This window comes from Streptomyces sp. NPDC002911 (assembly GCF_053591835.1).
The window spans coordinates 340,725-365,508 of the sequence record NZ_JBSFUO010000003.1; the positions used below are offsets into that span (position 1 = coordinate 340,725).

The 24,784-nt window shown below is 70.3% G+C and carries 24 protein-coding genes and 1 pseudogene; 11 read left to right on the forward strand and 14 right to left on the reverse strand.

Going from position 1 to position 24,784, the window contains the following annotated elements; all coding sequences use genetic code 11:
• The first annotated feature begins 53 nt into the window (after positions 1 to 53).
• The 4 genes from ACWD04_RS06820 (at position 54) to ACWD04_RS06835 (ending at position 3,720) form a co-directional block, all read left to right on the forward strand.
• Positions 54 to 1,862 (forward strand): thiamine pyrophosphate-requiring protein, encoded by a 1,809-nt coding sequence (locus tag ACWD04_RS06820; RefSeq protein ID WP_451128868.1) that lies wholly within the window; start codon positions 54 to 56, stop codon positions 1,860 to 1,862.
• A 19-nt stretch (positions 1,863 to 1,881) separates the two neighbouring features.
• Complete coding sequence (locus tag ACWD04_RS06825) at positions 1,882 to 2,106, forward strand: hypothetical protein (protein WP_451128870.1); 225 nt, start codon at positions 1,882 to 1,884, stop codon at positions 2,104 to 2,106.
• 196 nt (positions 2,107 to 2,302) lie between these two features.
• A complete protein-coding gene (locus tag ACWD04_RS06830; protein ID WP_451128872.1) occupies positions 2,303 to 3,496 on the forward strand; it encodes a cytochrome P450 in 1,194 nt (397 codons plus the stop codon).
• Positions 3,493 to 3,720, forward strand: coding sequence for a ferredoxin (locus tag ACWD04_RS06835; RefSeq protein WP_451128874.1), 228 nt, complete (start codon positions 3,493 to 3,495; stop codon positions 3,718 to 3,720). The genes ACWD04_RS06830 and ACWD04_RS06835 overlap by 4 nt, the downstream gene beginning before the upstream one ends.
• Before the next feature lie 54 nt (positions 3,721 to 3,774).
• Here the strand turns inward: ACWD04_RS06835 and ACWD04_RS06840 are convergent, their stop codons facing one another.
• The gene (locus tag ACWD04_RS06840; RefSeq protein ID WP_451128876.1) at positions 3,775 to 4,419 is read right to left on the reverse strand and encodes a DUF998 domain-containing protein; all 645 of its coding nucleotides are present in this window, start codon (positions 4,417 to 4,419) and stop codon (positions 3,775 to 3,777) included.
• Between the two features lie 196 nt (positions 4,420 to 4,615).
• On the opposite strand from ACWD04_RS06840, the gene ACWD04_RS06845 reads away from it, so the two are divergent.
• Positions 4,616 to 4,879, forward strand: a complete 264-nt coding sequence (locus ACWD04_RS06845) for a DUF5133 domain-containing protein (protein WP_451128878.1) — start codon at positions 4,616 to 4,618, stop codon at positions 4,877 to 4,879.
• Between the two features lie 58 nt (positions 4,880 to 4,937).
• Here ACWD04_RS06845 and ACWD04_RS06850 read toward each other — a convergent pair whose 3' ends face one another.
• Genes ACWD04_RS06850 through ACWD04_RS06875 form a run of 6 tightly spaced genes read right to left on the reverse strand, consistent with a single transcriptional unit; the run spans position 4,938 to position 11,203 of the window.
• The gene (locus ACWD04_RS06850) at positions 4,938 to 5,660 is read right to left on the reverse strand and encodes a TSUP family transporter (RefSeq protein WP_451128880.1); all 723 of its coding nucleotides are present in this window, start codon (positions 5,658 to 5,660) and stop codon (positions 4,938 to 4,940) included.
• Positions 5,651 to 6,703 (reverse strand): ABC transporter ATP-binding protein, encoded by a 1,053-nt coding sequence (locus ACWD04_RS06855; RefSeq protein WP_451128882.1) that lies wholly within the window; start codon positions 6,701 to 6,703, stop codon positions 5,651 to 5,653. Before ACWD04_RS06855 ends, ACWD04_RS06850 begins: the two co-directional genes overlap by 10 nt.
• A complete protein-coding gene (locus tag ACWD04_RS06860; RefSeq protein WP_451128884.1) occupies positions 6,696 to 7,709 on the reverse strand; it encodes an ABC transporter ATP-binding protein in 1,014 nt (337 codons plus the stop codon). Before ACWD04_RS06860 ends, ACWD04_RS06855 begins: the two co-directional genes overlap by 8 nt.
• A complete protein-coding gene (locus ACWD04_RS06865; RefSeq protein ID WP_451128886.1) occupies positions 7,706 to 8,665 on the reverse strand; it encodes an ABC transporter permease in 960 nt (319 codons plus the stop codon). Before ACWD04_RS06865 ends, ACWD04_RS06860 begins: the two co-directional genes overlap by 4 nt.
• A 14-nt stretch (positions 8,666 to 8,679) precedes the next feature.
• Complete coding sequence (locus ACWD04_RS06870; protein ID WP_451128888.1) at positions 8,680 to 9,609, reverse strand: ABC transporter permease; 930 nt, start codon at positions 9,607 to 9,609, stop codon at positions 8,680 to 8,682.
• A 1-nt stretch (position 9,610) separates the two neighbouring features.
• Positions 9,611 to 11,203: an ABC transporter substrate-binding protein gene (locus tag ACWD04_RS06875; RefSeq protein WP_451128890.1), complete on the reverse strand. Its 1,593-nt coding sequence runs from the start codon at positions 11,201 to 11,203 to the stop codon at positions 9,611 to 9,613.
• 226 nt (positions 11,204 to 11,429) lie between these two features.
• On the opposite strand from ACWD04_RS06875, the gene ACWD04_RS06880 reads away from it, so the two are divergent.
• From ACWD04_RS06880 to ACWD04_RS06890, 3 genes are all read left to right on the forward strand, one after another.
• On the forward strand, positions 11,430 to 12,416 hold the full coding sequence (locus tag ACWD04_RS06880) for a 2-hydroxyacid dehydrogenase (protein WP_451128892.1): 987 nt from the start codon (positions 11,430 to 11,432) through the stop codon (positions 12,414 to 12,416).
• Positions 12,417 to 12,486: 70 nt separating this feature from the next.
• A complete protein-coding gene (locus tag ACWD04_RS06885) occupies positions 12,487 to 13,761 on the forward strand; it encodes a glucarate dehydratase family protein (protein WP_451128893.1) in 1,275 nt (424 codons plus the stop codon).
• A 7-nt stretch (positions 13,762 to 13,768) separates the two neighbouring features.
• Complete coding sequence (locus ACWD04_RS06890) at positions 13,769 to 14,764, forward strand: 2-hydroxyacid dehydrogenase (RefSeq protein WP_451128895.1); 996 nt, start codon at positions 13,769 to 13,771, stop codon at positions 14,762 to 14,764.
• A 30-nt stretch (positions 14,765 to 14,794) separates the two neighbouring features.
• Here ACWD04_RS06890 and ACWD04_RS06895 read toward each other — a convergent pair whose 3' ends face one another.
• The 3 genes from ACWD04_RS06895 to ACWD04_RS06905 form a co-directional block, all read right to left on the reverse strand.
• Positions 14,795 to 16,513, reverse strand: a complete 1,719-nt coding sequence (locus tag ACWD04_RS06895) for an acyl-CoA dehydrogenase family protein (RefSeq protein ID WP_451128897.1) — start codon at positions 16,511 to 16,513, stop codon at positions 14,795 to 14,797.
• A gap of 44 nt (positions 16,514 to 16,557) precedes the next feature.
• The gene (locus tag ACWD04_RS06900) at positions 16,558 to 17,124 is read right to left on the reverse strand and encodes a PadR family transcriptional regulator (protein WP_451128899.1); all 567 of its coding nucleotides are present in this window, start codon (positions 17,122 to 17,124) and stop codon (positions 16,558 to 16,560) included.
• 359 nt (positions 17,125 to 17,483) lie between these two features.
• Complete coding sequence (locus ACWD04_RS06905; protein ID WP_451128901.1) at positions 17,484 to 18,608, reverse strand: PP2C family protein-serine/threonine phosphatase; 1,125 nt, start codon at positions 18,606 to 18,608, stop codon at positions 17,484 to 17,486.
• Positions 18,609 to 19,028: 420 nt separating this feature from the next.
• Between ACWD04_RS06905 and ACWD04_RS06910 the strand changes: the two genes are divergently transcribed.
• Complete coding sequence (locus ACWD04_RS06910) at positions 19,029 to 20,048, forward strand: bile acid:sodium symporter family protein (RefSeq protein ID WP_451128903.1); 1,020 nt, start codon at positions 19,029 to 19,031, stop codon at positions 20,046 to 20,048.
• 80 nt (positions 20,049 to 20,128) lie between these two features.
• Here ACWD04_RS06910 and ACWD04_RS06915 read toward each other — a convergent pair whose 3' ends face one another.
• Complete coding sequence (locus ACWD04_RS06915; RefSeq protein ID WP_451128905.1) at positions 20,129 to 20,347, reverse strand: MbtH family protein; 219 nt, start codon at positions 20,345 to 20,347, stop codon at positions 20,129 to 20,131.
• 301 nt (positions 20,348 to 20,648) lie between these two features.
• Here ACWD04_RS06915 and ACWD04_RS06920 point away from each other — a divergent pair, with 301 nt between their 5' ends.
• Both ACWD04_RS06920 and ACWD04_RS06925 read left to right on the forward strand, forming a co-directional pair.
• Positions 20,649 to 21,746 carry a tetratricopeptide repeat protein gene (locus ACWD04_RS06920; RefSeq protein ID WP_451128907.1) on the forward strand — a complete coding sequence of 366 codons (1,098 nt, stop codon included), beginning with the start codon at positions 20,649 to 20,651 and terminating at the stop codon, positions 21,744 to 21,746.
• Entirely contained in the window at positions 21,743 to 22,852 is a 1,110-nt protein-coding gene (locus ACWD04_RS06925) for a polyprenyl synthetase family protein (protein ID WP_451128909.1), read from the forward strand. The genes ACWD04_RS06920 and ACWD04_RS06925 overlap by 4 nt, the downstream gene beginning before the upstream one ends.
• 16 nt (positions 22,853 to 22,868) lie before the next feature.
• Here ACWD04_RS06925 and ACWD04_RS06930 read toward each other — a convergent pair whose 3' ends face one another.
• From ACWD04_RS06930 to ACWD04_RS06940, 3 genes and pseudogenes are all read right to left on the reverse strand, one after another.
• Positions 22,869 to 23,189, reverse strand: coding sequence for a cholesterol oxidase substrate-binding domain-containing protein (locus ACWD04_RS06930; RefSeq protein ID WP_451128911.1), 321 nt, complete (start codon positions 23,187 to 23,189; stop codon positions 22,869 to 22,871).
• A 44-nt stretch (positions 23,190 to 23,233) separates the two neighbouring features.
• The gene (locus tag ACWD04_RS06935; protein WP_451128913.1) at positions 23,234 to 24,154 is read right to left on the reverse strand and encodes an AEC family transporter; all 921 of its coding nucleotides are present in this window, start codon (positions 24,152 to 24,154) and stop codon (positions 23,234 to 23,236) included.
• Positions 24,155 to 24,417: 263 nt separating this feature from the next.
• Positions 24,418 to 24,748 (reverse strand): annotated as a pseudogene (locus tag ACWD04_RS06940) (substrate-binding domain-containing protein); the annotation flags it as partial.
• Positions 24,749 to 24,784 lie beyond the last annotated feature (36 nt).

Consider the following 24,784-nt stretch of genomic DNA (forward strand, 5'->3'; position numbering starts at 1 on the left):
CGCCCGAGGGCCGGACGTCCCTTCAGCACACGGCACATGAGAGGAACCCCCTGGTGAAGGTATCCGACTACGTCCTGCAACGCCTGCGTGAATGGGAGGTCGACCACGTGTTCGCCTACGCGGGTGATGGCATCAACGGGCTCCTCGGAGCGTGGGGCCGTGCTGACGACAAGCCGAAATTCGTCCAGGCCCGACACGAGGAGATGGCGGCGTTCGAAGCCGTCGGCTACGCCAAGTTTTCCGGCAGGGTCGGTCTCTGCGCCGCGACCTCGGGGCCCGGCGCGATCCACCTGCTCAACGGCCTCTACGACGCCAAGCTGGACCACGTTCCCGTGGTAGCGATCGTCGGGCAGACCAACCGCAGTGCCATGGGCAGCTCTTACCAGCAGGAAGTCGATCTGCTGAGCCTGTACAAGGATGTCGCCTCCGACTTCTGCGAGATGGTGACTGTCCCTGAACAGCTGCCCAACGTCATCGACCGGGCCATGCGCACCGCCTGCAGCAGGCGGACGGTGACGGCCGTGATCATTCCGGCCGACGTCCAGGACCTCGAGTACTCACCGCCCACTCACGCGTTCAAGATGGTGCCCTCCAGCCTCGGCATGCCCTCGTACGCACCGGTTCCGGCCCGTGCAGACCTCATCCGCGCGGCGGAAGTCCTGAATGCCGGCGAGAAGGTCGCCCTGCTCATCGGTCAGGGTGCGCGAGGCGCGCGAACCGAGGTGCAAGAGCTCGCGGACGTTCTCGGCGCCGGCGTCGCCAAGGCCCTTCTCGGCAAAGATGTTCTGCCCGACGACCTGCCTTACGTCACCGGAGCGATCGGCCTCCTCGGCACGCGTCCCTCCTACGAGCTGATGCAGGACTGCGACACGCTCCTTGTGGTGGGGTCCAGTTTCCCCTACAGCCAGTTCCTGCCCGAGTTCGATCAGGCACGCGCCGTCCAGATCGACATCGACCCGCACAACGTGGGGATGCGCTACCCGTTCGAGGTCAACCTTGTCGGGGACGCGAAAGAGACTCTCAGGGCGCTGCTGCCTCAGCTGAAGCGCAAGAAGCACGGGGCTTGGCGTAAGAAGATCGAGAAGGACACCGCCCGCTGGTGGGACGTCATGGAACGGCGCGCTGCCGTCGAGGCGGACCCCATCAACCCCGAGTACGTCGTGCATTCCCTCGATGCGCTGCTGCCCGACGACGTGATCCTGGCCGCCGACTCCGGCTCCGCGGCCAACTGGTACGCCCGCCACCTCCGCATGCGCGGGACGATGCGCGGCTCTCTGTCCGGCACCCTCGCCACGATGGGCCCCGGAGTGCCGTACGTCATCGGCGCCAAGTTCGCCCACCCCGGCCGCCCCGCGCTCGCTCTCGTCGGCGACGGCGCCATGCAGATGAATGGCATGGCCGAACTCATCACCGCCGCCAAATACTGGCAGGAGTGGCAGGACCCGCGGCTGATCGTCGCCGTACTCAACAACCAGGACCTGAATCAGGTCACCTGGGAAATGCGTGCCATGTCCGGTGCTCCGCAGTTCCTGCCTTCCCAGGCGCTGCCCGACGTCCCCTATGCCGACTTTGCACGCTCCATCGGGCTCGGCGGGATTCGGGTGGAGACGACCGACCAGGTGGAGGCGGCGTGGCGGCAGGCTCTCGGCTCGGATCGGCCGTTCGTGATCGACTTCCGTACCGACCCTGCCGTACCACCCATTCCTCCGCACGCCAGCCGGGAACAGGCCGAGGCGGTGGTGTCCTCCATCGTCAAGGGAGACAGCGACCGCAGCGGCATGATCAAGCAGGGAATCAAAGCCAAGGTTCAGGAGATGCTCCCGGGCCACCGCCACGGCGCCTCAGGCGCCCACGGGCGGTAACAGCCTCGTTGAACGCCCTGTGCCAGGTTCGATCAACCCCGCCGAGGCCGCCGCGACGACGTTCCACCGCTGTGTCGGGAGACCACGGCGCTTTCGCGCGAGGAACAAGCGGCGGCCCTCCCAGGTGATCTCGCACCTCACCGCCGACTTCAACCCGGCGGAGGCTCGCAAGGTGGACGAGATGTACAAGGCCGACACGCTCACCCTGGCGCCCCGTACCCGTGATCCACCACGAGCTCGGTGAGCCGGTCCCTGGCCAGGAGGACGTCATCAGGCGGCTATGTGGCGGTGGGCCGCAAGCTGCAACCCGCTCCGCGGCCGGGCCGGCCGTCGCCATGATCGGGAACGACGGCCCCGGGGTGGCTGACAAAGCGCTGTTGACCCCGCTGGCCGCGCCCCCTGATTCTCGGATGATCCGCCGCGAAACAGGGAGGCCCTCGATGACGGACACAGCCGGACGGACGCCCGTTCCCTATCCCTTCAACGAGCCGGACGGGCTGGGGCTGGCAGACGCCTACCGGGAAGCTCTGGAACGGCCAGGGCTCGTGCGGGTGCGCATGACATACGGAGAGTCCGCGTGGCTGGCCACCCGCTACGCCGACGCGCGCCTCATCCTCGGCGACCGCCGCTTCAGCCGGGCGGAGGCCCTCCGGCACGACGCGCCACGCCAGTCGGAGGGGCAGCGGGACAGCGGCATCCTGAGCATGGACCCTCCAGGGCACACCCGGCTGCGCACCCTGGTGGCGAAGGCCTTCACCGTGCACCAGGTGGAGAAGTTGCGCCCCTGGGTGCGGGAGCTGGCCCACGGCCTGCTCGACGAACTGGAGGCCCTTGGACAACCGGCCGATCTGGTGGAGCACTACGCGCTGCCGATCCCTGTAGCGGTGATCTGCCGCATGCTCGGCGTACCGGAGGAGGACCGTCCGAAGTTCCGGGTCTGGAGCGACGCCGCTCTTTCCACCAGCTCCCTGACAGCCGAGGAGTTCTCGCGCAGCCGGGAGGAACTGCGCGCCTACATGAGTTCGCTGATCGAGGAGCACCGGGGCAGTCCCCGGCCTGATCTGATGACGGGACTGATCGAGGCCCGCGACACCGGGGACCGGCTCAGCGAACTGGAACTGATCGACCTCTGTGTCGGCATCCTCGTCGCCGGTCACGAGACGACGGCGACCCAGATCCCGAACTTCGTGTACGCGCTGCTCGACCACCCGGATCAGCTGAAGCTGCTGCGGGAGCGCCCCGAACTGATCCGCGGCGCGGTCGAGGAACTGCTGCGGTTCGTACCGCTCGGCAGCGGCGCCGGCTTCCCCCGGTACGCGACCGAGGACGTGGAGGTCGGTGGCACGCTCGTCCGCGCCGGTGAGCCGGTGCTCGTCGCGGTCGGCGCCGCCAACCGCGACGCCCTGAAGTTCGAGGCACCGGACCGGCTCGACGTCACCCGGACCGGTGTCCAGCATCTGGGTTTCGGACACGGGGTCCACCACTGTCTCGGCGCACCGCTCGCCAGGCTGGAGCTGCAGGAGGCACTGGAGGCGCTGCTCGCCCGCTTCCCCGCCCTGCACGTGGCGGGGGACCTGGAATGGAAGAATCAGATGCTCGTGCGGGGCCCTCGCGAGATGCCGGTGGGGTGGTGACGGCCGTGTCGTGGACGACGGAGGTGGACCGCGACCTGTGCATGGGTTCGGGCATGTGCGCGGGGATGGCATCCGATCTGTACGCACTGGACGACGAGGACCGGGCCAGGCCCGTGCGTGCCCGAATCGCCCCGGACGAACGTGCGCTGGACGCCGCGGACTCGTGCCCGGCGTCGGCGATCCTGGTCCGCGACGGGGACCTGCCGATCGGGCCGCGCCCCTGAGAGGGGGACACGGGTCTGCCCGTGTCCGGCGGGCGGACCCCGGCGCCGCGAGCCTCACGTCTGCCGGCCTGTGCTCCGGACGCAGGAGAGGACCACGACAAGAGGCCAGAACGACTGAGAGAACGTCAGGACGCGCTCAGCCGTTCCGGCGGTGTCCAGTACGAACAGGGCGACCAGGAACCAGACGCCGCCGAGCCACATCAGCGCGGCCGCCGTGACGGACGGCCGGGGCCGCAGCCCCCACGGTGGGGCCGCCGCACGCGGGCCGTCGTCCGCTCGCCGTCCGGACGCGGTCCGCGAAGCCGGTGAGCCGCGTCGCACGGCCATCACCGGCCAGATCGCGAGCAGCGAGAATGCCACGGCCACGACCACACCATGGGCGAACGAGCCACCGCTGGTCGGCGCCGGGAACAGGGCCAGCAGCATCGCCGAGAGTCCGCCGGCGGCCAGCGCCACCCGTCCGAACGGCGCGGCGGGTCGCAGTCCGCACGCGGTGATCACATGGCAGGCTCCCAGGGCGAGCAGGGCTGACGTCATCACCCAGTAACCGTCGGCTCCGTCGGAGGCGAGGATGCTGATCGTCGCCGACGCGGGGTCGTAGGCGGGTCCCTGGAGCTCCCCGGAGACCGTCCAGCCGCCGACGAGAAGGATCGGTGCGGACGCCGAGGAGAACAGGACCCACCAAGGGACAGATCGCATCGGTGAACGGTAGAACATCCGGACCGGTAAGCGCCGGTGTACACGCAGACAGGTGTGTACTCCGCCGGCCGCCGGGTAGACGCGTGACGCAGGGTCACCTGACGGTGGGTGAACCACACCGGCCGGCGACCCGGCAAACGGCCCCGTGTCCCGGCGCGCCGTGAAGGACGTCGATCGAACCGGAGGAACACCTGCTGTGCTGACACCCGGACCTCAGGACCTGAGAGTGGCTTTGGCCCGCTACGCCGACGCGCGGATCGAGGACGCGCGCCGCTCCACGGACGCGACCGTCCGAGCTGTGGAGGACGCCGCCTACACGCTGTGTGTGATGACCGGTACGCAGGCCGTCACACAGGCCCTCCACGTCGCCGACACCATGCTCGGCGTGCGTGCCACGGTCTCCCCCGCACTTCGCCGGCCCGGCACCGCGCGGCAGGGCGGCCGTCTCCAGACCGCCTGAAAGGCCATCAGCGCGTGCCCGGAGCGCTGCGCCCCGTTCCACGTAACGGTCTCGCCGGTCAGACGAACTGCTGCACCACCAGCACCGACGCACCCGCGACCGCCAGTGCCGTGGCGGCCGTGCGGGTGCGCCGCACGTCCAGCCGTCGGGTCAGTGGCCGGGCGAGCAGCACTCCGGCCGCAGCGGCGGGGGTGAGCAGCACGGCGCCCTGGAGGGCGTGTGCTCCGACCGTACCGGCCGCCGTCAGCGCGACGAGGCTCATGAGTGAGCCCGCGAGAAAGAAGGCGCTCATGGTGGCGCGCAGCTCCGGCCCGCGCAGCCGCTGCCACACCATCGCCATGGGCGGGCCGCCGATGGACGTCGCCGTCCCCATCAGGCCCGAGGCCATGCCGGCCAGGACCACCGCGGACCGCCGCTGCCGGGGAACATAGCCGGCTGTGCTCACCGCGACGCCGGTCAGGACCACACCGGCGATGAGGAGGGCGAGGTACCGGGTGGGGAGGGCGACGACGAGCAGTGTGCCCGCCAGCACTCCCGGTACCCGTCCGACCAGTGCCCATCCGCAGCCACGCAGGTCCGCCCTGCCGCGTTCGCGCACCAGCGCCGTCGCCGTCACCCCGCCGGCGAGCAGCAGGACCGCGACCGGGGCCAGCTCCGGATCCACCAGGGAGAAGACCGGTGCGGCGATCATGCCGAGGCCGAAGCCGATGGAGACCTGGAGCAGGGCGCCGACCCCCACCGTGACGCAGAGCAGGGCGAACTCCAGGCCGGTCACGCCCACGCGGACTCTGCCTCCAGGGGGAAGTGGCACAGGGCTGTGTGCGGTTCGGCCGCGCCCCCCGTCTCCCTGATGACGACCGGAGGTGTATGGGTCGCGCACCGGTCCTCGGCACGCCAGCAGCGGGTGCGGAAACGGCACCCGGAGGGGATGTCGAAGGGTGAGGGGATCTCCCCCTGGAGGTGAATCTCCTGGTGGCGGGCGTCACGGGTGGGCTTCAGGACGGGAGCCGCCGACATCAGCGCGGCGGTGTAGGGGTGTTGCGGACGTTCGAAGACGCTCTCCGTCTCTCCCTGTTCGATGACCTTGCCCAGGTACATCACGGTCACCCGGTCGGAGATGTAGCGCACCACGGACAGGTCGTGGGAAATGAACACGTAGGTGACGCCGAGGCGGGTGCGCAGCTCCGAGAGGACGTTCAGGACCTGCGCCTGCACCGACAGGTCGAGGGCGGAGACCGGCTCGTCGCACACGATGAGGTCGGGGTCCAGGGCCAACGCGCGTGCGATGCCGATGCGCTGGCGCTGCCCGCCGGAGAACTCGTTGGGGTAGCGGTGGGCGTCGCTCTCCCGGAGCCCTACCAGGGACAGCAGTTCGCGGATCCGCTTCTCCCGGGCCTTGGCGCCCGGCACGACGTCCCGATGGGTGGCCCAGGGCTCGCCGATCAGGTCGGCGGCCGACATGCGTGCGTTGAGCGAGGCGAAGGGATCCTGGAAGACCATCTGCACACGGCGGCGCCAGGCCAGCAGTTCCTTTCCGCGCAGGGCGAAGGGGTCGGTTCCGTCGAAGCGCACGGTGCCCGCGTCCGGTCGCTCCAGCCCGAGCAGTACCCGGGCCAGGGTGGATTTGCCGCAGCCCGACTCTCCGACGAGCCCGAGTGTCTGCCCCCGGCCGATCTGCACGTCCACCCCGTCCAGGGCGGTCAGCCGGCGCCGGCCGCTGCCGAAGGTCTTGGTGACCCCTCGGACCTCCAGCAGCGGGGGGTTCTCCTGTGGACCGTCCGCGCGGGATCCGGACGTGGCGGTGGTGGCCTGGGACTCAGACACGTGCGAGCTCCTCGGAGAAGTGGCAGGCGGCCGATCGGCCGTCGCCCGCGGTCCGCAGAGACGGCCGTTCCCGGACACAGCGCTCTCGCACCAGCGGGCAACGGGCCTGGAAGACGCAGCCGGACGGCACGGCACTCAGCTCGGGCGGGCTGCCCGGAACGGCGGGAAGCGGGCGTCCGCGCACGCTGTCCTCCGGGACCGAATCGAGCAGTCCCCGGGTGTAGGGGTGGCGGGGTGCGGAGAAGACGTCGTGCACCGGTCCGTTCTCCACGACCGTGCCCGCGTACATCACGACCACGTCGTCGGCGCGCTGGGCGACCACGGCCAGGTCGTGGGTGATCAGGACAAGGGCCATGTCCCCCTCGTCCTGGAGGTCCCGCAGCAACCGCATGATCTGCGCCTGCACGGTCACGTCGAGTGCGGTGGTGGGTTCGTCCGCGATGAGTACGTCGGGGGCGAGCGCGACGGCCATCGCGATCAGCAGCCGCTGCCGCATCCCGCCGGAGAACTGGTGGGGGTAGGACCGGGCCCGCTGCCTCGGTTCGGGGATGCCCACCCGCGTCATCAACTCGACGGCCTTCTCCTGGGCCTGGCGCCGGGAGAGTCCGCGGTGGATGCGGAAGGGTTCGCCGATCTGCCTGCCGACCGGCTGCACCGGGTTGAGGGCGGTCAGGGCGTCCTGGAAGACGATCGACAGGACGGGTCCGGCCAGCTTGCGGCGTTGTGCCGGGCTCATCCGGAGCGTGTCGTCACCTCTGACCCGGACGGCGCCGCCGGTGACCGAGGCCGCGGGGTCCAGCAGCCCGACCACGGACAGAGCGGTCATCGACTTGCCGCAGCCGGATTCGCCCAGGAGGGCCAGGGTGCGTCCGCGACGGACGCTGAAGCTGACGCCGTCGACCGCGCGTACGGTCCCGGCGGGCGTGGTCAGGTCCACGCACAGCCCTTCGACGGCGAGGGCCGGGGTGTCGGTGCCGGGCAGGGAGGGACTGGTGGTGGTCGTCACGGGGTCATCTCCGGAGGGACGGCGGCCGGGCGGGCCCGGCGCTGCTTCGGCAGTGTCAGGCGCCAGCGCTGGGCGGGGTCGGTGGCGATGCGGGCCCAGGCGGCGAGCACCGTGGCGGACACCGTCGTGAGCACGATGGCCAGCCCTGGCAGCACGGTGATCCACCATGCGGTCTGGAGGTACTGCCGCCCCTGGGCGACCATCAGGCCCCAGCTCACGTCCGGGGGCTGGATTCCGATGCCCAGGAAGCTCAGCGACGACTCGGTGAGCATCACGAAGCAGAAGTCGAGGGTGGCAACCGTCAGCAGGGTCGGCAGGGCGATCGGCAGAATGTGCCGGTAGATGATCATCCGGCTGGCTGTGCCGAAGGTCCGGGCCGCATCGACGAACAGTCGGCTCCGCAACTCCGCCGCCTCCGCCCGCGCGGTGCGCAGGTACACGGGGATACGGGTCACGGCCAGGATCAGCACGAGGTTCAGCGCGCTGGGTGAGAAGACGTACAGGACAACCACCGCGGTCAGCAGCGAGGGAAAGCTGAGGATCACGTCGGCGATCCGCATGGCCACGCTCTCGCGGCGGCCCCCGTGGTAACCGGCCCACAGGCCCAGGGCCGAGCCGATCACCAGTGAGCACAGGACGGCCGGGACGGCCACGGACAACGTCGTGGCCGCCGCCTCGATCAGCCGGGCCAGCATGCTGCGCCCCAGGACGTCGGTGCCGAGCAGCCCGTACACCCCGTCGCTCAGGGACGGTGGCCGCAGGGAGGCCTCCAGGTCCTGCCGCTGCGCGCGGTCGCCGATGAACAGCCGGCCGAAGAGGGCCACGAGGGCGACCACGGTGAGGATCACGGCCCCGACGGTTGCGGCTCGGTCCCGGCCCAGCATCCGCCACCGGCTCGGCTGCGCCGCGCGGGCGGGGGCGGCCACGTCCCCGGTGGAGGACTCTTCTCGGGTCATGGTGCTTCCTTCGCTCACGCCGGCACCGCCTGACGCACTCGGGGGTCGGTCAGCGCGTGGCAGACGTCGACGAGGATGTTCAGCGCGAAGATCGTCACGGCGGTTATGAGGACGGCCGCCTGGAGGACCGCGAAGTCACGCTGGAGGATGGAGTCGATCATAAGTTTGCCGATGCCGGGCCAGCCGAAGATCGTCTCGACGATCACCGCTCCGTTGACCAGCCCCACCGTCAGGTCGCCCGCCACGGTCAGCACCGGTGTGACGGCGTTGCGCAGTGCGTGACCGAAGACCACCCGCTGGGGCGTGGCGCCCTTGCTCCGGGCGATCTTGACGTAGGGCGCGGAGAGCGCGGTGACCATGCTGCCGCGGACCACCTGCACCAGCACGCCGAAAGGGCGGATCAGCAGGGTCGCGATGGGCAGCACCCAGATCTCGGGACCGCCGATCGTGCCCGAGGTCGGCAGCAGCCCGAGGCTCACACCGAAGACCAGTACGCCCATGATGGCGAACCAGAAGTCGGGGATGCTGGCAGCCGTCATCGACAGCAGACTGGCGATCCTGTCGATCAGGGAGTTGGGACGGTAGGCGGCCAGGCTGCCGACCAGCAACGCTCCGGTGATCGCGAGCAGCATGGTCACGCCGGCGAGTTGCAGGGTGACGGGGAAGGCGTCGATCACCATCGAGCCGGCCGACTGTCCGGTCCGCAGCGAGGTGCCGAAGTCGAGATGTGCGGCGTCGACGAGATAGTTCCACAACTGTGCCGGGATCGAGAGGTCGAAGCCCTGCGCGGCGGAGAACTCCGCACGCTGCTCGGGTGTGGCGCTCAGGGCGAGGTAGAGGTCGACGGGATTGCCGGTCATCCGGGCCAGGAAGAACACGCCGAGTACGACGCAGACCAGGGGGACGGCACTGGAGAGTATGCGCTTGCGCAGAAATCGGATCATGTCAGTGCTTCGCCCCCTTGGCCGGGCTGACCTCGGCCAGCCGCAGTTCGTCCCCGGTGGCGGAGTCGGGCCGGTACCGGATCGACGGCGACAGGCCGAGCAGTCCTCTCATGTGGGCGATGTGGGTGTACTGGACGACGGATTCGTTCTGCTCCGCGAGCAGGCCGGCATAGGCCTTCTGCCGCTCCTCGCCGGAGAGCTCGGCCGCTTCGGCGATGCGCCGGTCGAGAGCCTTCGTGCCGAACGCGGACTGGGGCCCGTCGCTCAGCAGGTACTGGCTGGTGGTGAAGGCCGCGTCACCGGCCTGGTTTCCGTGCATGATCAGCAGCGCGATCGGTCCGACGCCCTTGGGCAGTGGGCGGAGCTGGTACTGGAGCTGGGTGGCGGTGTCGGCCATACGGACCCGTACGTTCAGACCTATCCGCCCCATCTGGTACTGAAGTGCCTCCGCCGTTTCCGACACCCCGGAGAACATGCCGTTGCGGGCGACCAGGGTGATCTGCCGGTCGGTGGGCACCCCGTCGGCCGCAGCTTCCTGGATCAGGGCGCGGGCCTCGGTGACGTTCTGCCGGGCGGGTTCGATCGCGTCGCTGTGTCCCACCACTCCCGGCGGAACCAGTTGGCCTGCCGGTTCGGCCAGACCGCCGAGCAGGGCGCCGATGATGCCCTGGCGGTCCACGGCCAGGTCTATCGCCCGCCGCACCCGCAGATCGTCGAGTGGAGCCTCGCGGCCGTCCAGCCGCAGGGCGGTCGTCTCGTTGTTGGGATAGGCGACCGTCGTGTCCTTCTCCGCTTCCATCGGGTCCAGCGCCACGGCTATCTCCGCCTCGCCCTTGTCGATCATGGCAGCGCGGACACTGGCATCACTGCGCCAGACGTAACGGGCCTGCGCGAAGGGCGGGGCCTCACCCCAGTAGTCGCCGAAGCGGTTGAGGGAGATCGCCGCTCCGGGCTGCCAGGAGCGGACGGCGTAGGGGCCGGTACCGATCGGTATGCGCACCTTGGCGTCGGTGTCGGTCGTCCGGGGCACGATCTCCACGAAACTCAGGCGCAGCGGGAGGATGGGGTCCGGCTTCGCGGTGGTGACGGTCAGACGGCGGTCGTCCGCCGCTTCCACCTCAAGGTCGTCGTTGCCGAAGACGTAGCCCTCGACGTTGCAGGCGAGGTCGGAGTTGACCGCCCGGTCGATGGAGAAGGCGGCGTCCTCGGCGGTGAAGGGCGCACCGTTCTGGAAGGTCACCCCGGCACGGATGTCGAACGTCCAGGTGCGCGGACCGGTCTGCTTCCAGGCGGTCGCCAGCAAGGGGTTCAGCTCGCCGGACGTGGGGTCTCGTTCGACCAGGGGTTCGGTGATGTTGGACCGGACGACGACACCGGTGCCTGTCAGCGATGCTTCGCAGGGCTCCAGAGTGGGCGGCTCCTGTGTGAGCACCACCCGTAGAGTGCGGCCGTCGGCGCGGCCGGTCTCGCCGCCCGCGCTGTTGGCCACGGCGCACCCGCTGGACGTGAGCACAACGCCCGCCAGCAGGGTCGCCACCAGCCTGCGGGGCCGCCTTGGTGCGGCGCGCTGGGTGGGTGAAACGGAGGACTTCATCGTCACATGTCTCCGGGGAATCGCTGATGTGTCGCGTTCCGAGCACGGGGTATAGGGCCGACCACCCACAGGCTGTCTACAATTGCGTACTCGGTCTGTATCTGTGAACGCGAAGTTAAACCGGTGCCGCGGCAGCGTCAAGACATTCGGAAGAACGGACCGTCTCACCCGGATGCCGCTGAGCGCCACACACCCCGAAACCGTCACCGAGAACCGGAGTGCCACCTTGCCGAACTCACCCGCCCGCACGAACGCCCCGGGCACCGTGCTCCAGGTGTCCGCCCTGCTCCCCGCCCTGGAGGGCGCGCTGTCCGAGCACTTCCACACGGTTCACCTGCCGGAACTGCCCGACCCGACGAGCTACCTGCGCAGCCATGGGAAGGACGTGGTGGCCGCGGTGACGAGCGCGCGGGTCGGCGTCAGCGACGCCCTGATGGACGCGCTGCCGCGACTGGGGGCGATCGTCCACTTCGGTGTCGGCTACGAGACGACGGACGTGGTCCGGGCCAGGGCGCGGGGCATCGACGTCAGCAACACCCCCGACGTGCTCACCGACTGCGTGGCCGACCTCGCGGTCGGCGCCCTGATCGACGTCATGCGCCGGATGTCCGCCGCCGACCGGTACGTACGCTCCGGAGGCTGGGGCACCGCACCCTTCCCGCTCGCTTCCCGGGTGAGCGGGAAGCGGGTGGGCATCCTGGGGCTGGGCCGCATAGGCCGGGCCGTCGCACAACGGCTCGACGGCTTCGGCGTGCAGGTCGCGTACTGCACACGTTCGCCCGTCCCCGGCGTCGACTACAGCTACCTGCCCACCGCGGAGGCCCTGGCCGAAGCGTGCGACGCGCTCGTCGTCACCGTCGCGGGAGGGCGCGGCACGGAGGGGCTGGTCTCGGCTGCGGTGCTGGACGCGCTCGGCCCTCAGGGGTACCTGGTCAATGTCGCACGCGGCAGTGTCGTCGACGAACCGGCCCTGGTCGCGGCCGTGGAGGCGGAACGGATCGCGGGTGCGGCGCTCGACGTGTTCACCGACGAACCGAACGTGCCGCGGGCCCTGCTGGAGTCCGACCGGGTGGTGCTGCTTCCGCACATCGCCAGCGCCACCCATGAGACCCGTGCGGCCATGGGCGACCTGGCCCTGGGCAACCTGCGGCGGTTCATGACCGAGGGGGTCCTGCTCACCCCCGTACCGGAAGCCTTCCCGTCCCCCCATTGACGAGGACACACGTCCACACATACAAATGGCGTCTACACATGAGAACGCCGAACGTATGAGGACGGTCTGCATGGCGCGCATCTCCGAACGCATAGCCGACGTCACCGTGACCCCCGTGGCCTTCCGCGACCCCCCCTTGCTCAACACGGTCGGCGTGCACGAGCCGTACGCGCTCCGCACCATCGTGGAGATCACCACGGAGAGCGGGATCAGCGGCATCGGCGAGACCTACGGCGGCACAGTGCACCTGGAGCGTCTGCGCCGCGCCGCCACCGAGCTGGCCGGCATGGATGTCTGGAGCCTCAATGACCTGATCGCCCGCACCACACGTGCGCTGGGGTCCGACACCACGGGCGGCGACGGCATGTCCGGGATGGTCACCGGCAGCAGCACCGTGGACCGGATCATGGCGCCGTTCGACGTCGCGTGCCTGGACATCCAGGGCAAGCTCGTCGGCCGGCCGGTCTGCGATCTGCTGGGGGGAGCCGTGCGCCCCGCAGTCCCCTACAGCGCGTATCTCTTCTACAAGTGGGCCGGGCACCCCTCTCAGGACGACGACGACTGGGGCGCGGCCCTCGACCCGGCGGGTCTGGTCGACCAGGCCCGCCGCATGATCGGGACGTACGGCTTCTCCTCCATCAAGCTCAAGGGGGGTGTCTTCCCGCCGGAGGAGGAGATCGCGGCGATCAGGGCGCTGCGGAAGGCGTTCCCTGACCTTCCCCTGCGCCTCGATCCCAATGCCGCCTGGAGCACGGAGACGTCGCTGCACGTCGCCGGCGAGCTGGACGGCGTCCTGCAGTACCTGGAGGACCCGACCGAGGGCATCGAGGGCATGGCGTCCGTGGCGGGGCGGACAGCGACCCCACTGGCGACCAACATGTGCGTGGTCTCCTTCGACGACCTGGCCCCGGCCGTGGCCCAGGGCGCGGTCAGCATCGTTCTGTCCGACCACCACTTCTGGGGCGGGCTGCGACGTTGCGGCCAGCTCTCCGCGATCTGCGAGACCTTCGGGCTGGGCATGTCGATGCACTCCAACTCGCACCTGGGTATCAGCCTCGCGGCGATGACCCACCTGGCGGCGGCCACCCCACGTCTGACCTACGCCTGTGACACGCACTGGCCCTGGAAGCAGCCGGACGAGGACGTGGTGGACCCCGGGGTGCTGCGGTTCAGCGAAGGCAGCCTCGCCGTACCGACGGCTCCCGGGCTGGGCGTGGAGCTGGACCGGGACGCACTCGCACGGCTCCACCGCCAGTACCTCGACTGCGGGCTGCGGGACCGCGACGACACCGGCTACATGCGCCGTTTCGACCCCTCGTTCTCGATCAAGACCCCCCGGTGGTGACCCACTCATGCACATCATGCTCAATCACCGCATCCTCAGCCGGTTCCACGAGCCGCTCAAGGCGCGTGCGGAGGGGCGGCACATCTGGCTGGACGCCAGTGACTGGGCCGCCGAACGGATCTCCGACGCCCTTTCCGACGTCGAGGTGTACGTCGGATCGAAGCTCCGGGCCGAGGACGCACGGCGGGCCGCAAAGCTGCGGCTCGTGCTCGTCGTCGGCGCCGGCTACGACGGCATTCCGCTCGACGCGCTCGACCCCGGGGTGACGGTCGCCACCACTCATCACCACGGCCGCTCCATAGCCGAGCACGTACTGATGTCCGCGCTGATGCTCTCCCGTGATGTGCTGACAGCCGATCGCGCGCTGCGCGCCGGACACTGGCGCAACGTGGCCGTCGATCCCGGGCTGCCCTTCGGGTCGACGCTGCGCGGCCGGCAGGTCGGCATCGTCGGCTTCGGCGAGACCGGAACCGAGGTCGCCCGGCTGTGCCAGGCGGTCGGACTCGGAGTGCGTGCCGTGCGGCGCGACCCCACCGCACCGATCCCCACCGACCTGCGGCCCGACTGGATCGGTGGCAACGACCGGCTGCCCGAACTCCTCGCCGAGTCCGACATCGTGGTGGTCACCGTCCCCCTGAGCCCCGCCACCCGCGGGCTGATCGGCCCGGCCGAACTGAAGGCGATGGGACCCGGGTCACTGCTGGTCAACGTGGCCCGGGGACCGGTGGTACAGGAGGAGGCGCTCTACGAGGCCCTCCGCTCCGGTGCCATCGGCGGCGCCGCCCTGGACGTGTGGTGGTCCGGCCCGCCGGACCCGCCGAGCCGACTGCCCTTCCACGACCTGCCCAACGTGCTCATGACGCCCCACAACTCGGGCCACACCACCGACACCTTCGCCGCCCGTGCGGCGGAGATCGCCGACAACATCGGCCGCCTGCAGCGCGGCGAACCCCTCGTGAACGTGGTGCGCGCCGGTGGGCCGGCCCGGCCCGCCCACCGCTGACCGCCCGGACGGAAGAACCGCCCGTCGGGGCTACCGGCCCATTTCGTACGCCCCGGACAGTGCCTCGACGCGGTCCCAGATCCGCGCCGAGCGGGCGTCGTCGGCGACGGGGCGCCGTACCGCGGCTATGGCCCAGTGCTGCTGTTCCTCGGTTGCGGAGTCCTTGCCGTGCAGCTCGACGGCGTTCGCGGAGAAGTCGCGGACGAGTACGGAGAACAGTTCGTCGAGCACGTCCTCGTCCAGGCCGGTCAGCCGGGCCTGCTCCAGGATCAGCTGTCCGTGGACCACCAGAGCGAAGAGCCGGCCGACGGACAGCAGGAAGTCGAGGTCGCGGCTCTGCCGCTCGTCGGGCGCGGAGTGGGCCACGAAGTCACACAGTGCGTTCGCCTGTTCCCGGAACCGGGCTACGTTGGGGACCGCGGCGTACGCGTCGTAGGCGGGGCGCCAGTCGTGGAAGCGGACGGAGCCGAGGCCGCGGGCCGGTCCCTGCTGGAAGAGGAACGTGTCGTCCGTGGCGTCCAGACGGGTCGTCACCGGCTCGTACCCGGCCGGATCCAGCAGGTGGTTGCGCATGAACTTCAGGATGAGGGCGAGGTTGACGTGGACCGTGCCCTCGAGCTTGGGCAGGCTCCGGATCTCCACGGCCGCCTGGGCGAAGTACGTGTCCTTCTCGAAGCCCTTCGCGGCGATGACGTCCCACATCAGGTCGATGACCTTCTCGCCCTCCGTGGTCACCTTCATCTTCGTCATCGGGTTGAACAGCAGGTACCGGCGGTCGTCGGGGCCGGCCGAACGGAAGTAGTCGACGGCGCGGTCGCTGAACAGCTTCATGCCGACGAGCCGGACGTAAGCATCGGCCAGCTCACGGCGGACGTGCGGGAAAGCCGTCACGGGGCGGCCGTAGAGGATGCGGTTGTGCGCATGCGTGACGGCCTCGTACATCGCGTGCTCGCAGATGCCGATCGATGCGGTGCAGAGGTTGAACTTGCCCACGTTGACGGTGTTGAGAGCGGCGTCGAAGGCGGCCCGGCCGGTGTGCAGGACGTCGTCCGGGCCGACCGGGTAGCCGTCGAGGCGGAACTCGCTGACGTACTTGGAGGAGTCGACGACGTTCTTCACCAGGTGGTAGGCGGGGTGGCGGCTGTCGGCCGCGAAGAAGACGTAGCCGTCCGGGCCTTCGACGTCCGTACGGCGGCCGAAGACCGAGACGAGGCCGGCAGCGTTGCCGTTGCCGATGTAGTACTTGGAACCCGTGGCCAGGAAGCCGCCGTCGCCGTCCGGTTCCAACAGCATGTCGGTGGAGTAGATGTCGGCGCCGTGTGCCTTCTCCGACAGGCCGAAGGCGAACACCTCGCCCTCGGAGAGAAGTTGTGCCGCGCGGCTGCGGGCAGCGGCGTTGTCGCTCTGCCAGACCGGGCCGAGACCGAGGATGGTCACCTGCCAGGCGTACCAGTAGTCGAGCCCGTAGAACCCGAAGACCTCGTTGAGCGCGGCGATCCGGGCGGTGTCCCAGCGCTGCTCCTCCCGCTCCGCGGCGGAGGCGGGGGTGAGGAAGGTGGCGAACAGGCCTTCTTTCGAGGCGAACTCGAGGAAGTCGCCAAGCCAGGCACGGGACCGGTAGTCCTCGACGATCCGTCGCTTGCCACGGTCCTCGAACCAGTCGATGGTGGCGCGCAGCAGCCTGCGGGTCTCCGGGTCGAAGTGCGCCGGGTCGTAGGTACGCGGGTTGAACAGCAGCGGGTCGGCCATGGTGATACGCCTTCCGGGGTTGGGGGCGGAGGATGCGGGGCGGTTCAGATACGCGGGTCGGTCGCGCCGAGCCGGTGGAGGGTGGCGAGTACGTCGTCGAGCCAGGCGACCGTCATGCGCTCGTACTCGATGCCGCCGCGCAGCACGACGTGCTGCAGTTCCTGACCCGCGTCGAGCGGGGCGGGGGCGCCGGGGCCGGTGAAGTCGCGGAGTTCCCCGGCGAGGTAGTGCGCGAGCCTGTCGCTGTGGACCCTGTGGTGCCGCTCGATCTCGTCGAGCAGCGCGGCAGGGTCGTCGAAGGCCGCACCTCGGATCTTCACGGCGAGATCGTGGCGGAGGCTCTCGGGTTCGATCGGTTCGTGCAGCCAGCCGGAGAGGGCGGCACGGCCGGGGCCTGCGACGGAGTACTCCTTCTTGTCCGGCCGGCGCTCTTGTGGGACGTCGCGGACCGCGAGCAGGCCGTCGCTCTCCATGCGCTTGAGGACGCGGTAGATCTGCTGGTGCGTCGCGGTCCAGAAGTACCCGATGGACCGCTCGAACCTCCGGGCGAGCTCATAGCCCGAGCCCGGCTGTTCCAGCAGGGAGACGAGGATCGCGTGTTCGAGCGCCATACCCCGATAGTTCTATGCAACTGGTTGCATAGCAAGCAGCGGCGGCAGGGTGAGACGCGCCTCACCCTGCCGCCGCTGTGGACCGGTCCTCAGCGCTCGCCCCCACGGCCCGTCGCACTCCTCCGCGGGTGCGTCCGTCTCTTCGGGCGTCAGCAGTCCCCGCGACTACTGAGGCCCGGGCCGCCGGACGCGCCGCGCGCCGCCGATTCCCCCCGGCGCCTCACGTGAGCCGATGACGGGTAGAGATCTCCAGCACCTCCCGCTGGGCGCCGCCGCTGTCGTCGTCCTGATCCTGCTGATCGCCAACGCTGAGCTCCGCCTGTTCGCCCGGCCGGGAGTCATCCCCTCTCGCCCCGTGGTCAACTCGGGGAGACGGCCGGAGCGGGTTCGTGCCCGGCGGGCACCCGGTACAGGGCCAGCATGGCCTGATCGTCCTGGGGCCGGCCACCGGCGTGGCGCCGGACGTCCTGGATCAGCACGTCCAGGATCTGCCCCGGCGCGAGGCGAGTACCGGAGCGCGCCCGCCTGCCGAGCACGAGCGGCAGACGAGCGACGGGATCGTAGAAGCGTCCGCTCGCGTCACGGGACTCGGTGACACCGTCGGTGTAGCAGAGCAGGGTGGAGCCGGCCGGGAACGGGAAGCTGTCGACCGGTGCGGACCACACGCCGAGGTCGCTCATCCCCAGCGGGGGCGCCTCCTCGGACGCCTCCAGGAGCGTGGCGTGGCCGTGCGCGTCGAGCAGCAACGGGGGCGGGTGGCCTCGGTTGACCAGGCGTACGGTCTCCAGGTCCGTGGAGAACTCCGCGATGAGAGCCGTCGTGAAGCCCTCCTGCTGCTGCTCGCCGCCGCGTCGGTCACCCTCACGCAAAAGGGCTCGCTCGAGCCGGGTCACCAGCTGCGGAAGGTCCTCGGCCTCGTCCGCCGCGTACCGGAAGGCGCCGAGGTCGGCGCTGACGGCGCTGACCGCCCCGAGCCCCTTCCCCCGCACGTCTCCGACCATGACCCGGATTCCGTACGGGGTGCTCTGGACCACGTACAGGTCTCCACCGATCATGGCCTCGCTCTCGGCGGGCACGTACCGCGCGTCGATGCGCAGATCCCCCAGGCACGTCGGCGGCCTGGGCAGCACGGCCCGCTGGGCGACTGCCGCGACGTGCTGCGCGCGCCGGGCGCGGGCGTCCTGTCCGCGCAGCGTGCGATGGATCAGGACGGCGAGTGCGGTGACGGCCGCCAGGGTGATCTGGTCGGCCACACCCGCGCGCCAGCCGAAGGTGCCGTCGGGCCATACGAGAACCGCGTGGACGGCCATCGCGGTGAGGCCTACGCCGATGATGCCGCGGACACCGAGGAGCGGCGCGGCGGCGACGGGCACCGCCACGAGAAGCGGCGCGGACGTCACATCGTGCGGGGTGACCAGGTCGACCACCACGGCCAGCGCGATGAGGCCTACGGGGATCCACTGGGTTCTCAGCAGCTGCGGCACTCCCCCACGCTCCCCGCAAGCGCGCCCGTCCGCATCCCCGGGCTGCCGCCGACCGTGGAGGGACCGGTGCGGTACTTCGGCAACTGCACCAGGTACCAGCGAGCCGGGAAGCACGCCGAGCGGGAGCGCCGTTACGCCGTACAGCCAAAGGAGCAGGAGGCCCGCACGGGTCCATCGGGACGGCCACGCAGCGCATCGTCCCGGACCGTGTACCACCTGACAACGAGAAGTTGCCCGCCACGACCGCTGGTTAAGCAGGCGTCGGCAGGGGCGCGTGGTTACGCAGGCGTCGGCAGGGGCGCGAGCTACCCCTCCGACCATCACCCCCCGGGGGCCTCAGGGCGGACGCATCCTGGACATTTCTTCCGTATAGTGAGACGCGCTTGCGGAGGCCCATGCCTGCGGCGTTCCATCGCGCCTGTGCAAACCGAACAGATAGCCCCTGATCAACCGGTGTCCGACGACAAGGCGGCGAGGCGCGCCGTCACGGTGTTCCCCGTCCTCGTGCTTGTGGCGGGCGTAGCCGGTCTCGTCACCCCCGGCACGTTCGGCGGCTGGACGGAGTCGGTCCCGTATCTGCTGGGCATCGTCATGTTCTGCATGGGGCTGACGATGACTCCGCTCGACTTCAGGGGCGTGGCGAAGCGCCCGTGGGCCGTGGCGATCGGCCTGGTCGCGCACTACGTGATCATGCCGGGGCTCGGCTGGGCGATCGCCCATCTGCTCGGACTGCCGCCACAGCTGGCGGCCGGACTCATCCTGGTCGGCTGCGCGCCGAGCGGCACGGCCTCGAACGTGGTGACCTTCCTGGCCCGCGGTGACGTGGCGCTGTCGGTCTCCGTCGCCACCGTCTCCACCCTGGCCGCCCCTCTGGTCACGCCTCCGCTCACGCTGCTGCTGGCGGGGGCGTACCTGCCGGTGGACGCCGGTTCGATGATCACGGACATCCTCAAGACGGTCCTGCTTCCCGTCCTCGGCGGCCTGGTGGTGCGACTGGTCGCGGGCAGACTGGTCGACCGGGTGCTGGGCCTCATGCCCTGGCTGTCCTCGCTGGCCGTCGCCGCCATCGTCTGCGCCGTCGTGGCGGGCAGCGCCGACGCGATCAAGTCGGCCGCCCTGACCGTGCTGATCGCCGTCGTGCTGCACAACGGCCTCGGGCTCGCGCTCGGCTACGGCGCGGGCAAGATCTCAGGGCTCGGCCGGCCCGCCAGCCGCGCCATGGCCTTCGAGGTCGGCATGCAGAACTCCGGGCTCGCCGCCTCGCTGGCGACTGCCCACTTCAGTCCGCTGGCCGCGCTGCCGGCCGCGGTGTTCTCCGTGTGGCACAACATCTCGGGCGCTCTGGTCGCCGCCTGGATGTCCCACCGGTCACGGCGCGACGAGCTGACACCGGCGGTCGCGGGTCCGCTGCCGAAGCAGGCGACGGCCGAGGAATCCTGACCGGAGAGCGCCGGTGGTTCCACTGCTGAAGGCGTTCGTCCGCTTTCCGGACGAACGCCTCGCGCGTTCCGTGGGCCGGCTCACGTGGATTCGGCAGCCATGCTCCGCATCAGACTTTTGGGCCGCAGGTCGGTCCAGTTCCGCTCGACGTAGTCGAGGCAGGCCTGGCGGGTGTCCTCCTGATGGGCCACGGTCCAGCCGCCGGGCACTTCCGCGAAGGCGGGCCACAGCGAATGCTGTCCCTCGTCGTTGACGAGCACCAGATAGGTGCCGTTCTCGTCGTCGAAGGGGTTGGTCACCGATACTCCTCGAACTTAGGTAAGGCTACCTTCACTTGTCCGTCGGTACCTTACCCATCCCGCTCCCGGTTGTCGCATCGGATGCCACAACTCCCCCAGCCCCGCGTTTCCTGACACCCTGACCGAGCGGTGTCCATCCCGCTGACTGGTCCGGCTTCCTCCCGTGGCACTCAGGTACGACCCACGACCAACACTGAGGGGGATTCGTGGAACCCCTTTTCGCTCATACCGTCTTGGTCAGGGACGGCGGCCGACCACCGCCGTGGACAGCGGTTCCGAAGACAGGCGACACAGTGAGCAGGTGGCACGGGTGACTCAGCAGGACCGGCCGAAGGACAAGGCGTTCGCTCCCGAGTATCAGGGGGCGCTCGGCTCGCTGTCGGTGAACTCCTCCCTCACCGAGGTGCTGGCGAAGGGCATCGAGGAACTACGGGCGGCTGAACGAGCCGGCCGGCAAGGGGAGATGGCACGCTGCGGACTCGCTGTGGCGGAGGCGTACCGGCGGCTGGGGCGGGTGACGGATGCCGATGCCGCCTGGAAGTCGAGTTTCCGTGCGGCGCGTTCGGCGGAGGACGTCGGGGCGATGGCCTGGGCCCTGTGGAGCGGTGGCACGCTCGCCCGCCAGCGGGGCTCGCTGGCGCTGGCGTACCGGCTGCTCGGGCTCGCGGCCGACATGGGTGAACAAGGGGGTGACGTGGTGGTACGCGGCTACTCGCTCGCCGGCCTCGCGGAGACCGGCCGCATCCAGGGCGACTACCAGGCCGTCGGTGAACTGCACGAACAGCTGCTCGCCGAGGCCCGCAGGCGTGGCGAGGCCCGGCACACGGTGTGGGCCCTGGAAGGCATAGCCCAGATGCACCGGAACACCGGCTCGTACGACAGTGCGCTCGCCCTCTTCGAGGAAGCGGCCGAGACCGCCGGCCGGGCCGACGACTGGCGTGGCCGGGCCTGGGCGCTGCGCGGCATCGCCGACGTGGTGTCCGTACGCGACGGTGATGTGGAGCGCGCGCTGGCGTTGCTCACCGAGGCCGAATCCGCCTGCCGCGAGATGAAGTTGTCCAGCGCGCTGGCGTACAACCACAAGATGCGGGGCAATGTGCACTACCGGGCCGGGCAGTACACGCAGGCCCGTGACACCTACGCGCAGGCACTCGCGGAGTTCCAGGAGATGAACGAGCCACGGGGGACAGCGCTGTCCCGGCTGGGGCTCGCCAAGGCGCTGGCCCGGCTCGGGCGCAATCCGGCGGAAACGGTCGTGGAACTGGCCGAACTCCGGCGGACCCTGGACCGCATCGGCCTCAAGCACGCCCGGGACATGGTCGACAAGGCGACTGTCGAGCTGGGGGTGGGCCCGCTGCCCGACACGGGCCACCGCGTCGAGGAGGCGGCGACACGATGATCACCCCCACGACCGTCTCCGCCGGCGCCGTGCGCACCGCGGCACCTTCCGGGAAGGTCGCGCCCCCGGACACCGCGGTCGCCGCTCCCCGCATACTCGCCCGCTGCCGCGACCTGGTGCGCCCCTCCTTGTCCGCCGCGATAGGCCGGCTCCATCCCTGGCCGGGCGAGATGGCCGCGTTCTCACTCGGCTGGTGCGAGGTCGGCGGTGCGCCCGCCGACGGGTCCTTCGAGGGCAAAGGGGTGCGCCAGGCCCTCGCCGTACTGTGCGCCGAGGCCGCGGGGGCCCCGGGGGAAAGCGCCGTAGCCGGCGCGGTGGCCGTGGAGCTGATCCACACCTTCTCGCTGCTGCACGACGACATCATGGACGGGGACGGAACGCGGCGGCAGCGGGAGACCGTGTGGAAGGCGTACGGTACCGGGCCCGCCGTACTCGCGGGCGACGCGCTCTTCGCTCTCGCTGTCCAGACCCTCGCCGAGACCCCGGGGCCGCACACCGCTGCGGCCGTGGGCCGCCTGTCCGAGACGCTGAGCGGCCTCGTACGGGGACAGGCGGAGGACCTGCTCTTCGCCTCCCGGCCCTGGACGGGACACGAGGCCGTCCGGACCGATGAGTACCGTGCCATGGCGGAACTCAAGACCGGCACCCTGCTGGGCTGCGCCGCAGCGCTCGGCGGCCTCCTGGGCGGGGCGCCCGCCCACACCGTCGCCGCGCTGGACCGGGCCGGGCGTCACCTGGGAGTGGCTTTCCAAGCCGTCGACGACCTGCTCGGCATCTGGGGCGACCCGGCGGTGACGGGCAAACCCGTGCACAGCGATCTGCGGCAGCAGAAGAAAACCTACCCCGTGCTGGCCGCCCTCGCCGGTGCCGGTCGCCCCGCCAGGGAGCTGGCCGCTCTCCTCACCTCTCCGCTTCCCCTGGACGACGCCGGTACGGTGCGCGCGGCCGCACTCGTAGAAGCGTGCGGCGGCCGCACCGCCACCCTGGACGAAGCCCGCCACCACCTCGATGCGGCCCGCGCCTGCTTGCGGAGCGTGCCCCTCGCCCCACGTGCGGCACGCGAGATCGAGGTGCTGCTCGGGTTCCTGCTGCACCGCAGGATGTGAGGCGTGCCGGGGCGGATCACGGTGGTACCGATGACCTCCTGGTCCGCCCAGGCCCCGTGTCGGTGTACGCCCGGCTCTTGGACCACTCGACCCGGGTGAGCGCGTACTCTCCGTCGAAGGTGGCGAGAAGGAACCGCTCCAGGTCCTGGCGGAACACATGGGACCCAGGAGTGGACGGCTGGGTCAGGACATCGATCCACACCGCCCGGTCGAACTCCGGCCGGTCCACCGGCGGTCGCGTGACGCAGAGCAGGGCGTCCGGGCGCCGGGGGCCACCGGCTCCTCGGGCCGGTCCAGAGCGCCCACGCCGAACTCGACCTGGCCGTCCCTGAGCCATGACTGACTGGTCTGCGTCACCCACGGGGCATCGCAACACGCCGACTATCCCAGAAGAGCGGCGATGGTGACCAGGACCGGTATCGAGACGATGGTGGACAGCAGTATCGATTCCCGGGCGAGTTGTTCGGCGACACGGTACTTCGAGGCGTACGTGTAGAGATTCTGGGCAGCCGGCAAGGCCGAGGTCACGACGACGTCGAGAAGAGCCGCGCCGTGCAGATGGAAGACGCCCGCGCCGATGCCCCAGGCGATGAGAGGCTGGGCGGTCGTCTTGAGGACGGCGGACAGGACGATGGCGGGGCGGTTGTCCCCGCGCGCGGGTATGCCGCTGCCCCGCAGCGAGATTCCGAAGGCCAGCAGGACCGCAGGGACGGACATGTTACCTATGAGAGTGAGAGGTTCGAGGGCGGGCTGTGGGATGGTCCATCCGGCGGCGGCCACGGTGACACCGGCCAGTGAGCCGACAGCCATCGGGTTGCGAAGCGGTGTGGTGAGGCGTTGCCAGAGGGAGCGGCGCTCGCCGGGCCGGCTCAGGTCGAGGATGGTCAGGGCCAGCGGGGTCACGACGACCTGCTGAAAGAGCAGGACGGGCGCGACGAGTGAGGCGTCTCCCAGTACGTAGACGGCGATCGGGATACCGAGATTGCCGGCGTTGACATAGCTGGAGCACAGGGCACCGATGGTGAGGTGTCCGGCGTCCCAGCCTCGCAGGAGTCCTACGGTGACGAAGAGAGCGGCTGCGATGGCCGTTCCGGCCGCGGCGACGATGAGCCGCTGGGAGAAGATGACCGACAGGTCCGCGCCCGACAGGGTGGTGAAGAGCAGCGCGGGGGTTGCCACGTTGAAGGCTAGCCTGGTCAGGACCGTCCGGCCGTCGTCGCCCAGGTGTCCTCGGCGTCCGAGGACGTAGCCGACGCCTATGACGACGGCGATCACCGCGAACCCGGTGAGAACTCCCTGCATGAGCTTCCTTGCTGGTGACTCGCATACGGCTGGTCGACGGGGACGGGGACCGTCCGGGTCCGGTGACGTGGGCCGTCTGCCCCGCACCGGAAATGGCCGCGGAGGTCCGCTCACCGATGTGTTGACCAGGGCTCAGCCTACGGTCACCGGGAAGCGGCACCTTCGTCGAGCAGGCGGGTTCACGACCGCGCCCACACGTGGGCGTACATCGGACACTCCTCCGGTGAAGCCCGGCAGCGCCCCGCTCTCCTCCCGCCCCCCGGTCACCGGACCCCAGGGCCCTCCGTGCTCTCGCGCAGAACGAGGCGGTGTGCCACCACGCGGTCCCTGGGTGACCGGACACCGGCGGCCCCGGGACCGGGAGCCTGCGGGTCTGCGCGGCTTCCGCGACGCGGTGGTGCAGGAGTCGCACGGCGACCCTGGCCACCGCCGCCTTGTCGGGCGCCACGGTGCTCAGAGGCGGCACACCGAACCGGCCACCCTCCACATCGTCGAAACCGATGACCGCCACGTCCTCCGGCACACGGACGCCGTATTCGTGCGGAGCGCGCAAGGCGCCAGGGCGAGCTGGTCGTTGAGGCACAGCAGCGCGTCGGCCCAGTCACGCCCCGCCGCCATCGAGGAGCAGGG